Annotated in this window: 11 protein-coding genes; 4 read left to right on the forward strand and 7 right to left on the reverse strand. The window is 72.1% G+C overall.

The features are described from left to right. The first annotated feature begins 156 nt into the window (after positions 1 to 156). Positions 157 to 777, forward strand: a complete 621-nt coding sequence (locus ACFP2T_RS23535; protein ID WP_377424977.1) for a dTDP-4-dehydrorhamnose 3,5-epimerase family protein — start codon at positions 157 to 159, stop codon at positions 775 to 777. 38 nt (positions 778 to 815) lie between these two features. Here the strand turns inward: ACFP2T_RS23535 and ACFP2T_RS23540 are convergent, their stop codons facing one another. Next, positions 816 to 2,558: a proline--tRNA ligase gene (locus tag ACFP2T_RS23540; protein WP_377424979.1), complete on the reverse strand. Its 1,743-nt coding sequence runs from the start codon at positions 2,556 to 2,558 to the stop codon at positions 816 to 818. Positions 2,559 to 2,764: 206 nt separating this feature from the next. Between ACFP2T_RS23540 and ACFP2T_RS23545 the strand changes: the two genes are divergently transcribed. Then, positions 2,765 to 3,547, forward strand: a complete 783-nt coding sequence (locus tag ACFP2T_RS23545) for an SGNH/GDSL hydrolase family protein (RefSeq protein WP_377424980.1) — start codon at positions 2,765 to 2,767, stop codon at positions 3,545 to 3,547. A 58-nt stretch (positions 3,548 to 3,605) separates the two neighbouring features. Here ACFP2T_RS23545 and ACFP2T_RS23550 read toward each other — a convergent pair whose 3' ends face one another. Continuing rightward, positions 3,606 to 4,229 (reverse strand): pentapeptide repeat-containing protein, encoded by a 624-nt coding sequence (locus ACFP2T_RS23550; RefSeq protein ID WP_377424981.1) that lies wholly within the window; start codon positions 4,227 to 4,229, stop codon positions 3,606 to 3,608. A 62-nt stretch (positions 4,230 to 4,291) separates the two neighbouring features. Between ACFP2T_RS23550 and ACFP2T_RS23555 the strand changes: the two genes are divergently transcribed. After that, on the forward strand, positions 4,292 to 5,194 hold the full coding sequence (locus ACFP2T_RS23555) for a sulfurtransferase (protein ID WP_377424982.1): 903 nt from the start codon (positions 4,292 to 4,294) through the stop codon (positions 5,192 to 5,194). Here ACFP2T_RS23555 and ACFP2T_RS23560 read toward each other — a convergent pair. The 5 genes from ACFP2T_RS23560 to ACFP2T_RS23580 form a co-directional block, all read right to left on the reverse strand. Further along, positions 5,184 to 5,684: an isochorismatase family protein gene (locus ACFP2T_RS23560; RefSeq protein WP_377424983.1), complete on the reverse strand. Its 501-nt coding sequence runs from the start codon at positions 5,682 to 5,684 to the stop codon at positions 5,184 to 5,186. The two genes, ACFP2T_RS23555 and ACFP2T_RS23560, sit on opposite strands and share 11 nt — an antisense overlap. Positions 5,685 to 5,714: 30 nt before the next feature. Next, positions 5,715 to 7,061 carry a YncE family protein gene (locus ACFP2T_RS23565; RefSeq protein WP_377424984.1) on the reverse strand — a complete coding sequence of 449 codons (1,347 nt, stop codon included), beginning with the start codon at positions 7,059 to 7,061 and terminating at the stop codon, positions 5,715 to 5,717. 398 nt (positions 7,062 to 7,459) lie between these two features. Then, a complete protein-coding gene (locus tag ACFP2T_RS23570; protein WP_377424986.1) occupies positions 7,460 to 8,029 on the reverse strand; it encodes an NUDIX domain-containing protein in 570 nt (189 codons plus the stop codon). 49 nt (positions 8,030 to 8,078) lie between these two features. Continuing rightward, positions 8,079 to 8,921, reverse strand: a complete 843-nt coding sequence (locus ACFP2T_RS23575; RefSeq protein WP_377425218.1) for a phosphotransferase family protein — start codon at positions 8,919 to 8,921, stop codon at positions 8,079 to 8,081. Between the two features lie 57 nt (positions 8,922 to 8,978). After that, entirely contained in the window at positions 8,979 to 10,319 is a 1,341-nt protein-coding gene (locus tag ACFP2T_RS23580) for an MFS transporter (protein WP_377424987.1), read from the reverse strand. Positions 10,320 to 10,549: 230 nt separating this feature from the next. Between ACFP2T_RS23580 and ACFP2T_RS23585 the strand changes: the two genes are divergently transcribed. Next, positions 10,550 to 12,343 (forward strand): HSP90 family protein, encoded by a 1,794-nt coding sequence (locus tag ACFP2T_RS23585; protein WP_377424988.1) that lies wholly within the window; start codon positions 10,550 to 10,552, stop codon positions 12,341 to 12,343. Position 12,344 lies beyond the last annotated feature (1 nt).

Raw genomic sequence — 12,344 nt, forward strand, 5'->3', positions numbered from 1 at the left:
CGTCGCCCCCCAGTGGTTCGATAGCACCTGCTACCCCCTGGCCGGCACGCTAACACCATGTCGGGTTTCCGATCGACCACTCTGGGTTGTTGGGCGCTATGGTGCGGTTGGCCCAGATAATCCGGCGATTCCGCCAGGGAAGTCCGAGGGGTGCGAGTGAAGGCCACCGAGCTGTCCATCTCCGGCGCCTGGGAGTTTCTGCCCCAGCAGTTCTCCGACGACAGGGGCAGCTTCCTGGTGTGGTACGACGCGGAGGTCTTCGCCGACGCGCTCGGGTTCGAGTTGTCCGTCTCGCAGGCCAACCAGAGCGTGTCCCGCCGGGGCGTCGTCCGGGGGGTGCACTGGGCCGACGTGCCGATCGGTCAGGCCAAGTACGTCTACTGCTCCCAGGGAGCGGTGCTCGACATCGTCGTCGACCTGCGCCTCGGCTCGCCGACGTTCGGCCGGCACGAGGTGACCCGGCTGGACACCATCGACAACCGCGCCGTCTACCTGGCCGAAGGGCTCGGCCACGCTTTCGTCGCGATGGAGGAGGAGAGCGTCGTCAGCTACCTCTGCTCCGCCCGGTACGCCCCGGCCCGGGAACGCATCGTGCACGTACGTGACGAGGAACTGGCGCTGCCCTGGCCGGCGGAGATCGAGCCGGTCCTCTCCGAGCGGGACGCGAACGCCCCCACCCTGGCCGAGTTGCGGGCCGCCGGACTGCTCCCGGACTACCACGAGTGCCAGCGGTTCTACCAGGCGCAGCGGGCCCGCCGTGCCGGCCGGACGGGTTGAGCGCTGCCCCGGCGGTTTCCGGGACACTCCTCGGCCGGTCAGCCGGTCAGCCGGTCCACCAACTCCGGCACCGACACCTCGGTCCGACCGCCGGTGGCCCGGTCGCGCAGTTCGACGTACCCCTCGGTCCAGCGGCGGCCGACCACGACGGTGCGGGGGATGCCGATCAGCTCGGCGTCGGCGAACCTGACCCCCGCCGAGACGTGCGTCCGGTCGTCGACCAGGACCCGTAGGCCACGGTCGACGAGCTGCCTGGCGAGGTCGAGCGTCGCCTCCGCCTGCGGCCCCTTGCCGGCGGCGACCAGGTGGACGTCGCACGGTGCCACCGCCGCCGGCCAGACCAGCCCCTGCTCGTCGTGGTGCTGCTCCGCGATCACCGCCACCGCCCGGGACACCCCGATGCCATAGGAGCCCATGGTCAACCGGACCGGCTTGCCGTCCCGGTCGAGCACGTTGACCCGGAACGCGTCGGTGTACCGCCGACCGAGCTGGAACACGTGGCCGATCTCCACCCCTCGGCGGATGGTCAACGACCCCGGGCGGCAGGCGGGACACGGGTCGCCGGCCCGTACCTCGGCCGCCTCGATCGTTCCGTCGGGGCTGAAGTCCCGTCCGCAGACGACGTTGGTCGCGTGCCTGCCCGGCTCGTTCGCCCCGGTCAGCCAGGCGGTACCGGGGACCACCCGGGGGTCGACCAGGTAGCGGATCCCCAGCTTGGCCAGCAGTTGCGGGCCGATGTAGCCCCGGACCAGGCCGCTTCCGTCGGTCCCGGTCCAGTCGAACATCGACACGGTCGCCGGGCTCAACGTCGCGGCGAGCCGCTTCATGTCGACCTCCCGGTCGCCCGGTACGCCGACCACCAGCAGCTCCGGCTCGTCCAGTCCGGGACGGCGTACCGCCACGACCACGTTCTTGAGGATGTCGGCGCCGCTCCAGTCGCTCCGGCCGTCGAGTTGCCGGGCATTGGCCAGCTCGACCAGGGAGTCGATGCTCGGGGTGTCCGGCGTGTCGTACACCCGGGCCGACGGATGGGCGTGGGCGTCCCCGGCCGGCGGCGCGGGCGTGGTCACCGCCTCCGTGTTGGCCGCGTAGTCGCAGGCGGTACAGCCGACAAAGGTGTCCTCGCCGACCGGCGTCGGGGCGAGGAACTCCTCCGAGGCCGAGCCGCCCATCGCACCGGAGATCGCCGCGACGATGGTGTGGTCGATGCCCAGTCGGTCGAAGATCCGCTGGTACGCGGCACGGTGCCGGCCGTACGCGGCCCGCAGGCCGGCGTCGTCCAGGTCGAACGAGTAGGAGTCCTTCATCAGGAACTCGCGCCCGCGTAGCAGCCCGGCCCGGGGCCGCGCCTCGTCCCGGAACTTCGTCTGGACCTGGAACAGCGAGACCGGAAAATCACGGTACGAGGTGAGAGTGTCCCGGACCAGCAGCGCGAACATCTCCTCGTGGGTGGGCCCGAGCAGGTAGTCCGCGCCCCGCCGGTCCTGAAGGGTGAAGACCTCGTCGCCGTACTCGGTCCACCGGCCGGTCGTCTCGTACGGCTCCCGGGGCAGCAGGGCGGGGAAGAGCACCTCCTGGGCGCCGATCGCGAGCATCTCCTCCCGGATCACCTCGGTGACCCGGTCCAGCACCAGCCGGCCCAGCGGTAGCCAGGTGTAGCCGCCCGGGGCGGCACGCCGGATGTAGCCGGCGCGGACCAGCAGCCGATGGCTCGGCACCTCCGCGTCGGCCGGGTCCTCGCGCAGCGTACGCAGAAACAGCGTGGACATCCGTAGCAGCATCCGGGCAGCGTAGTACCGGACTTCGGGGCGGAGCAGCCGAATTGTCGGGCAGCCCGGAGCGGCCGATCTGTCGGGCGGTCCGGCCGGCCGTGCGGCTCCGGTCACCTTCTTCCGGCGGGCGTACGCTCGCCGCGATCCGGCTGACAGACTGGCCCGCAGGGTCGAGCGGGAGCAGGGCAGCGGTAGAACGACAGGGAGGGCGCGACGTGCGCTGGCGCAACTTCGTGGCGGTCGGGGACAGCTTCACCGAGGGACTGGACGACGCCTACCCGGACGGCAGTTTCCGGGGCTGGGCCGACCTGGTGGCCGCGACGCTGGCGGCGGAGGCCGGTCCGGACTTCGGGTACGCCAACCTCGCGATCCGGGGTCGGCTGTTCGGCAGCGTCGTGGCGGAGCAGGTGCCCGCCGCCCTCGACATGCGACCCGACCTGATCAGCTTCGCGGCCGGCGGCAACGACGTACTGCGTCGCAACTTCGACCCGTACCCGCTGATCGAGCGGTTCGACCAGGTGGTGGCGGAGCTGCGGGCCGGCGGGGCCGACGTACTGCTGTTCCGGTTCGCCGACGTGATGGCCCGGCTGCCCGGTCAGCGCCTCGTCGCCCCCCGGGTGGCGATCCTGAACCAGGCCGTCGGCGAGACGGCGGAGCGGCACGGCGCGATGCTGGTGGACCTCTTCGCCGACGATGTCTTCCACAACCCGGTGCTGTGGAGCCCCGACCGGCTGCACCTGTCGGCGGCCGGGCACCGCCGGGTGGCCGCCCGGGTGCTGGCGACGCTCGACCTGCCGCCGGACGAACAGTGGCTGGTGGTACCGCCCCGGCCCGCTCCGACGCCGTGGCTCGCGGCCCGGGGCGCGGACCTGCGCTGGGCCGGGCAGCATCTGGCGCCGTGGATCAAGCGCCGGCTCACCGGCCGGTCGTCCGGGGACACCGTCACGGCGAAGCGGCCGATGCTGGGCCCGTTCGCCCACCGGCCGTACGTGGACTGAGCGTCACCGGGGTCCGCTGTGGAGGCCGACGGGTCCCGAACCCGCCCGCCCGCGACGATCAGCGGGGCGGGCGTACCTCGAAGCCGAGCGCCTGGGCGAGCACGATCGACTGTTCGGCGGTGACGATCGCGCCGGCCCGCTCGACGAGCGTCGGGTCGAGCGCGCTGAGGTCACTGCCGCGCAGGTCACATCCGGTGAACCGGGTGCGGTTCAGTTGCGCACCGGAGAGGTCGACGTCGGCGAACACCGCGTCGGTGCAGTTCGCCCCGGTCAGGTCCGCCTCGCGCATCCGTACCTCCCGGACGGTGACACCGCGCAGGTCGGCGCCGGACAGGCTGACGAACGACCAGTCCCCGCCGAGCACCCTGAGCGGCCGGAGCGCCGAGTCGGTGAAGGTGCTGCCGACCAGCTTGCACCCGGTGAACTCGGCCTCGAAGAAGTTGCAGCGGGTGAAGGTGCAGCGTACGAACGCCGAGTCGGTGTGCCGGGAGGCGTTGAACCGGACGTTGCCGAAGGCACAGTTCGTGAAGCTGACCTGCCGGGTCGTCGCCTCGGTCAGGTCGACGTCGAAGAACTCGCAGTCGACGTACTCGCGTTCGGTCAGCTCGTCGCCGTACCAGTCCTCGCGTCGGAACGTCCGCCCCTCGTACCGGTCGGTACGGCCCTGTGTCGACTCCGTCACGTGGCGACGGTAACCGACCGAGCCGACCTCTGGACCGACCGGTCCGGCGTACCGTGGAGATCATGCCGATGCCGAGCGACCCCGCCCCCGAGCTGCAGGACTACGCCGACCCCCAGCGCCTGGTCACGACCGGGTGGCTGGCCGAACACCTGGGCGCGGACGGGCTGGTGGTGATCGAGTCCGACGAGGACGTGCTGCTCTACGAGACCGGGCACATTCCCGGCGCTGTCAAGGTCGACTGGCACCTGGAGCTGAACGACCAGGTGACCCGGGACTACCTCGACGCCGAGGCGTTCGCCCGGCTCTGCGCGGCGAAGGGGATCAGCCGGGACGACACGGTCGTCTTCTACGGCGACAACTTCAACTGGTGGGCGGCTTACGCGCTCTGGGTCTTCACGCTGTTCGGCCACCCCGACGTACGGCTGCTCGACGGTGGCCGGCAGAAGTGGGTCGAACAGGGGCGGGAACTGACCCGGGAGCGGACCGAGCGGGCTCCGGCCGAGTACCCGGTGCCGCAGCGCGACGACGCGCCGGTCCGGGCGTACCGGGACCAGGTGCTGGCGCACATCGCGGCGGCCCGGCCGCTGGTTGACGTACGGTCCCCGGCCGAGTACACCGGCGAGCTGACCCACATGGCGAACTACCCGCAGGAGGGTGCGCTGCGCGGCGGGCACATTCCCGGCGCGGTGAACAAGCCGTGGAAGGCGGCGGCGAACGACGACGGCACGTTCAAGCGCCCCGACGAGCTGCGGGCGATCTACGCAGACCAGCTCGGGCTCTCGCCGGACGACGACGTGATCGCGTACTGCCGGATCGGCGAGCGGTCCAGCCACACCTGGTTCGTGCTGCACCACCTGCTCGGCTACCCGAGGGTGCGCAACTACGACGGCTCGTGGACCGAGTGGGGCAACCTGGTCCGGGCACCCGTGGTCCAGGGCGACCAGCCCGGCGGCCTCACCCCCTGAGTCCGGTGTACTGCTCGGTGTTCCGGACCTCGCCGAACCTCGGAAAGATCTTTTCGACGGTGAAGTCGTGCTCGTCGGCGGCGAGTCCGGACATCGCGTCAGCGACGAACTCCACCTCGTAGCCGTGGTCGCTGGCCGCCCGCGCGGTGGACTCCACGCCCATCGTGGTGACCAGTCCGGCGATGACGAGCGTGCCCACGCCCCGGCTCTGCAACTGGTCGTGCAGGTCGGTGTTGTGGAAGGCCCCGATGGTGCGCTTGACGACGACCACGTCACCGGGCTGGACCAGACCGTCGACGAGGTCGCTGCCCGCCGGCTGCTCGGTCACGTTCGGCCGCTCCACCCGGACCAGCACCACCGGGCGACCGTTCGCCCGGAACGCCTCGGCCAGCCGGCGGCAGCGGTCCAGAACCTCGGGGCCGGAGTGCGGAGCAACAGGCAGGGCGATGATGCGGGGCATCAGGTCGATCAGTACCAGCGCGGAGTTCACGAGGGCTGATCTTAGGCCGACGACGCGGGGCTATGCCGGGGCGATGACGTGCCGGAGGGCCACCAGCCCGGGTACGTCGATACGCTGCCGTACCGCCCCGGTGCCGGCGTCGACCCGGAGTACGGCGTCCGGCTGCCCGACGTACAGCCGGGTGCCGTCCGGCGGGCCGGCGAGGCCGCGTACCTCGGCCGGGGTCGACCAACGGGGATCTGTGCCGCCGCCAGCGGTGACCGCCATCCCGACCACCTCGCGACCGGCACCGACCAGCAGCATCCCGGCGCCGTCGAAGGTCGCGGCGGCCGGTGCCGCACTGCCCGAGTCACCGGTGTCGGCCAGCGCGTCGAACCGGACGCTGTCCAGCACGGTCAACCCTTCGGGGTCGATCATGGCCAGCGTGCCGCTACCGGTGTCCGCCACGTGGAGCCGGCTGCCGTCCCGGCTCAGCGCGATCGTGTGCCCGATGGCCGCACGCTCGCCGAACGGTGCCGGCAGGTCGACGCAGAATGCCCAGCGTTCGTTCAGGTCGAGGGTGTGCACGAAGGCGTGCACGTGCGGGGCGTCCTCGCGCGCTCCGGCACCATTCGGGTCCGTAACGGCGGCGATCCGGTCCCGGGTGTGCACGTGATCCGGCTGGTGCGTGTAGAGGGTGAACAGCCGCTTGCGCCGCGAGTCGTACACCGCCTGCCGGCCCTCGCCGCGCATCTCCTCCTCGGCACCCCCCGGCACCACCGCCTTGACCCGGGTCAGCAGTGGTTGCACCTGCCCGGAGGCGAGGTCGACGACCCGGACCCGGTACCGGTCCGGCGCGGTCGGCGGCAGATAGTCGAGAACGAAGAGCGCCGACCCGGTCGCGTCGAACGCCTCCGGTTCCAGGTTGCCGGGCAGCTCCAGCCGGCGGCGCTGGCCGGCACCGTCGGCGACCACGATCGTGGTCCGCTCCCGGGGCCCCGGCCGGTACGGCGTGTGGCCCGGCCCGGCATCGTTCGCGAGTGCCACCAGCGCACCGTCCGCGGAGGTGGCCCGGACCGCGAGCGTGCCGGTGAGGGTGCCGCCGGCGACCGCTGCCCCGTCCGGCAGCCGGTGACTGGTCAACCGGGTGCCGCCGTCCGGCTGCTCCGCCCGGACCAGCCGTCGGCCGTCGCCACTGAGCACGGCCGGCCCCGGGTTGACCAGCAGACGGCCGGTGGCCGCGTCGACCACCGCCAGTGCACCGCCGGCCAATTCCACGATGAGCGCGTCGCCGGGAGTCGGCGCCCGCCGGGTTGTCCGGTCCCCGGACCGGAACTGGCAGCCGGCACTCGCCCCCAGTGCTCCGGCCCCGGCCACCCCGGCCGCGAGGGCCCCGGCCAGCCGCAACGCCTTACGCCTTGTCGTCATGCCGGGTAGAGGCGTGACGTCCGCGACCGGTTCCGCCGCCGGCCGGCTTGTTACCGCTCGTGAGCTGCTCGCTCGGCGCGGTCGGGAGCGGGGGGCCAGTAGACGATCCGGGCGGAGAGTTCGCGGGGGTCGGTGGTGGGCAGGTCCTGTAACGCGCGTTGGAGTTGGCTGGCGAGATAGACCAGCAGTCCGATCCGGTCGTCGCGGTAGGCGTGCAGCAGGCCGAGCCGGGGCGGGTTGGCAGGGCCAGGGTGCGCCGCAGGTGCGACAACGGAACGACGGGCGTGCGGGTGTGCGGGCGGAACCGCGCACCAGGCCCGTACATCGGAGCTTCCCGGTCACCGGCGGTTGTTTGTCCAGCAGGTCCGGACGCGCTGAACGCTAGCGTCAGGCCGGCTTCACGAGCGCGTCTGCCGGAGCTTCGACCAGAAGCGGGTGAAGTGCGGGTCGAAGCGGGTGGGATCGGCGTCGCGCACCGCTGCCGGCGACCACCAACGGGCCTCCCGGAACTCGCCGTTGTCCAGCGAGAGCGGTCGCTCCCGGTCGAGTCGGAGCAGGAACCACAGGCTCACGTCGGTGTGCCCGGCGTCGATCCCGACGGTACGCGTCACGGTGACGAACACCGGGTCCGCACCGACAAGGCCGCTCTCGACCGGTACGCCCAACTCCTCGTACGCCTCCCGGCGGGCCGTCTCGACAGGATGCTCGTCCGGGTCGACGTGCCCGCCCGGCGGTAGCCACAGCCCGGCGTTGACGTGGTCGACCAGCAGCACACCGCCGTCGAGCGGATCGACCGGTACGACGTAGGAGACCAGGTGCCGGGGTGGGGTTGCCGGTTTTACCCGCCGGAACACGTCATCGGTGCCGCGCAACCAGTCCAGCGTCTCCGTCTGGTGGCGTCTCTCCAACTCGTCGGCCGGGACGAGCCTGGAAACGAGGTCGTGCACCGCCGCGACGGAGTCCCGCATGCAGCGATCATTCCAGGTCGGAGTCCCCGACCAGCCACTGACTGATGGATCAGTCGCGGAACGTTCGGACCAGGTGGGCGAGCGTGGCGTCGGCGTACCGCCGGTCGGCCGTCGCACCGAACGCCAGGTCTTCGATCAGCGCGCAGCGGGCATGGAACGCGGCGCGTGCCAACAGGCCACCCGCTGACCGGTCCAGTCGCCCGGCCACTTCGGCGGCGACCTCCGGACCGAGGTCCCGGTAGATCCGGCCAAGGTCGTGCGCCGGGTCGGCAACCGCCGCGTCGGACCAGTCGAGTACGCCGGTCAGCCGGGTCTGGTCCGGAGTGGCGAGCAGATGCTCGGCGCCGAGGTCGTTGTGACAGAACGTCAGGACGTCCGGCTCGGCGGGCGGCGCGGTGGCCAGGAACCGGTCCACCGCCCGGCGTTCTTCGGTACTGAGCAGGGCGGCGACCTCCGGCAGCGCGGCGAGGTAGTCGGCCAGCGGGTGGCGGTCCTCCTCTACCAGGTCGGCGATCCGTTCGTCGGGGATGCCGTGAATAGCGGTCAGGAACTCCGCGAGTTGGTCGACCAGAGCGGCCGGATCGGTCGGCGGCCGGTCGAGCAGCGAGTCACCCGGTAGCTTGCGCTGCACCACCAGGCCCGACTCGGGCGCCGCAGCGACCACCTCGGGGACCGGGATCGGTGACACCCGCGCGACGATGTCGAGCAGTGCGACCTCCCGCTCGATCACCGTCGCCCCGTCGGCCCCGTCGACCAGCTTCTGCTGGCGGATCACGTACGCCCCGTCCACCTCGTACGCGACGTGGTCGGTGCCCTCGCCGAGCGGCACGAGGGTACGGATCTCCACGCCCAGCAGTCGGCGTACCAGGTCGTGCACCACTCCTACCGACATCCGCACCCTCGGATCATGTCAGGACGTAACGTTTGGCCGGCTATAGCCGGCCAAACGTTACGCGTTGACGCCCTTTCCCAGGCGGGGGCGGAGGGAGTGCCAGGAAGTCATCGTGACCAGGGCGAAGACGGCGGTGGCGGCGTACAGCACCGAGGGCAGGCCGGCTGCGGCGCCGAGGAACCCGGCTCCCGCCGCACCGACCGGGGCTGCCAGCAGGCTGACCGTACGTTGGGCACTGCCGACCCGACCGAGCATCTCGGCGGGCACGTTCCGCTGGCCGTACGCCGACCAGAGCGCGTTCCAGCTCGCGGTGCCGGCGGAGAAGACGGCGAGCGCGACGGCGCCCGGTACCGGATGCCGGGCCACCGCCAGCGTGGCGACCGCCAGCGTCTCGGCCAGCAGCACCCAGCGCAGACCCGACAGCGTGCCGAACCGGTCGCCGATCCGGCCCGCGAGCAGCCCGCCGCCCAGTGCGCCGATCACCGCCGCCGACATGAACAGCCCGTAGCCGGTGGCGGGGACCTTCAGCACCTCCAGCGCGTACAGCACGATGACCGCGATCAGGCCACTGGTGGCGAGGTTGGTGACCATCGCCAGTGCGGTGATCCGGCGCAGTGTCCGGTCCCGCCAGATCCAGCGCAGCCCGTCACCGGCCACCCGCCAGGCGACACGTCGCCGGACCGGGTCGGCCACCGGGCGGGACGGCCGGATCGGGCCGGTCGCCGGGCGAAGGGTCAGGGCCAGCAGCGCGGCGACGGCGAACGTGACGGCGTCGACGGCGAACGGCAGCGCGGCCCCTACCGCGAAGAGCACTCCGGCGAGCGGAGCACCGACAAGTCCACCGGCTGTCGCCGCGCCCGCCTGTAGCCGCCCGTTGGCGACGGCCAGCCGGTCCGCCGGCACCAGGGTGGGCAGTACCGCGAAGGCGGCGGCGTCGAAGAGGGTGCCGAGGGCGGCGAGCAGGAAGGCGCAGCCGGCCAGCATGCCGACGTGCACCTCGCTGGTGGCGACCAGCAGCGCGAATCCGCCGACGAGGGCGGCCCGGAGAGTGTCTGCTCCGGCCATCGTCCGGGGCCGGTCCCAGCGGTCCGCGTACACGCCGCCGAGCAGGCCGAAGAGTAGTGGCGGCAGTTGTCCCGCGACCACCACCGCCGCGATCGCGCGCGGATCGCGGGTGACCGAGGCGGCGAGCAGGGCCAGCGCCGGGGTACGCAGCGCGTCGCCGAGCCGGGAGACCACCGCCGCCGTCCACAACCGACCGTACGCGCCGCCGAGCCCCGCAACGCCCGGCCGCCCGTCGGATCCGTCCACCGGACCCGGTCGCCCGTCGGTGGTGTCCGCCGGAGCCGGTCGCCCGTCGGTGGTGTCCGGCGGCGTCGGGACCGTCGAATCGGTCATGGTTGCTGTCGTCCTCGCTGCTCGGGCCGGGATGCCGGATGGCGACGATGCCGCCTCGATCGGGTCGAGGGTCAAGTCACCCGTGTCGTCCGAGCGTTCGAGTCCCGCCATGACAGGGCCGGCCGGGGCGCATGAAAGGAGGAGGCGGAGCGTCAGTCCGGACCGGTACGGTGAGCGCCGGCATCGGACGCCGACCACACGGACATCCCGGTGTCGGACGGAGTGAAATCGTGGACCGGACCTTCCAGGTCGACCTGCGCGGCGTGGTCGATCTGCTCAGTCACCATCTCTACGGCAGCCCCCGGGTCTACGTCCGGGAGCTGTTGCAGAACGCGGCGGACGCGATCACCGCCCGCCGGGCCGCCGATCCGGGGGCACCGGCCGTGGTCCGGATCGAGCCGCCCGAGCTGACCGGAGACGGCACGCTGCGGGTGCACGACACCGGCATCGGCCTGACCGAGACCCAGGTGCACGAACTGCTCGCCACCATCGGTCGCAGCTCGAAGCGGGACGAGCTGGGCTTCGCCCGGCACGAGTTCCTCGGTCAGTTCGGCATCGGCCTGCTCTCCTGCTTCCTGGTCGCCGACGAGGTCCGGGTGCGGACCCGGCACGGGGACGAGCCCACCGTGGTCTGGACCGGGTACGCCGACGGCCGTTACCGGGTCGAGTTGGCCGCCGAGGGTGCGGCGCGGGACGAGGTCGGTACGACGGTGACCCTGGTCCCGCGCCGGGACGCCGACCAGTGGTTCGTCCAGTCGACGGTGACCGAGCTGGCCGGGCTGTTCGGTTCGCTGCTGCCGATCCAGGTCCTCGTCGGCGGGGTCGAGACCACCACCGGTCCGCCGCCGTGGTCGGCGCCCGCCGGAACCTCCCCCGCCGCCCGTCGGGACCGACTCGTCCGGTACGCCCGCGAGGCGCTCGGCTTCACCCCGTTCGACGTCGTACCGCTGTCGGTGCCGGAGGCCGGGCTGACGGGTACGGCCTTCGTGCTGCCCGCACCGGTGAACCCGGCGGCCCGGGCCGGGCACCGGGTCTACCTGAAGCGGATGCTGCTCACCGAGGGCGCCGAGGGGCTGTTGCCGGACTGGGCGTTCTTCGCCCGCTGCGTCGTCGACTCCAGCGAGCTGCGGCCGACCGCCAGCCGGGAGGCACTGTACGAGGACAGCCTGTTGGAGAGCACCCGCGAGGCGATCGGTGACCAGCTCCGTGGCTGGCTGGTCCGGCTGGCCGGCAGTGATCCTCGGCGGCTCGCCGACTTCCTCCAGGTGCACCACCTCGGGGTCAAGGCGTTGGCGTTGCACGACGACGAGATGCTCCGGCTGGTGGAGCGGTGGTGGCCGATGGAGACCAACACCGGGCGGACCACCCTCGCGGAGTTCCGCGAACGGCACGGCCTGATCCGGTACGCGGCCACCGTCGACGAGTTCCGTCAGCTCGCCGCGGTGGCGGCGGCACAGGATCTGGCGGTGGTCAACGCCGGTTACACGTACGACACCGAGATCATCGAGCGGCTGCCGTCGGTGGACCGGTCGGTGCTGGTCGAGCGGCTGGAGCCGAATGACCTGACCACCCGGTTCGACGTCCTCGATCCCGGTGTGGAGTTGGCCGTCCGACCGTTCCTGAGCGCGGCGCAGCGGGCCCTGGACCGGTTGGGTTGCGAGGTGGTCCTGCGGTCGTACGCCCCGGCGTCGTTGCCCGCCCTCTATCTCGTGAGCCGTTCGGCGGCCTTCCAGGAGCAGTTGCAGTCGACCCGGGACCGGGCCGACGAGATGTGGGCGGGGGTACTCGACGCGCTCGCCGCGTCCGGCCCGCCGGAGCGCCCGCAACTGGTGCTCAACCATCGCAATCCGCTGGTTCGCCGGATCACCGCGCTCGGCGATCCGGAACTGGTCGGTCTCGCCGTGGAGGCCCTGTACGGCCAGGCGTTGCTGCTCGGCTACCACCCGATCCGGCCGGCCGACGCGGCCCTGCTCAACAGTTCGTTCCTCGGCCTGCTCGGGCGGGCCGTGCCGGGACAGGAGTGAG

The organism is Plantactinospora solaniradicis, assembly GCF_042658085.1.
In the GTDB taxonomy this organism is placed as follows: domain Bacteria; phylum Actinomycetota; class Actinomycetes; order Mycobacteriales; family Micromonosporaceae; genus Plantactinospora; species Plantactinospora solaniradicis.

Coding starts and splice junctions, on each gene's coding strand:
- ACFP2T_RS23540 (WP_377424979.1), bottom strand. CDS start 2,558: ATGCTGCTACGGATGTCCACGCTGTTTCTGCGTACGCTGCGCGAGGAC.
- ACFP2T_RS23555 (WP_377424982.1), top strand. CDS start 4,292: ATGCCGATGCCGAGCGACCCCGCCCCCGAGCTGCAGGACTACGCCGAC.
- ACFP2T_RS23565 (WP_377424984.1), bottom strand. CDS start 7,061: ATGACGACAAGGCGTAAGGCGTTGCGGCTGGCCGGGGCCCTCGCGGCC.
- ACFP2T_RS23570 (WP_377424986.1), bottom strand. CDS start 8,029: ATGCGGGACTCCGTCGCGGCGGTGCACGACCTCGTTTCCAGGCTCGTC.
- ACFP2T_RS23575 (WP_377425218.1), bottom strand. CDS start 8,921: ATGTCGGTAGGAGTGGTGCACGACCTGGTACGCCGACTGCTGGGCGTG.
- ACFP2T_RS23580 (WP_377424987.1), bottom strand. CDS start 10,319: ATGACCGATTCGACGGTCCCGACGCCGCCGGACACCACCGACGGGCGA.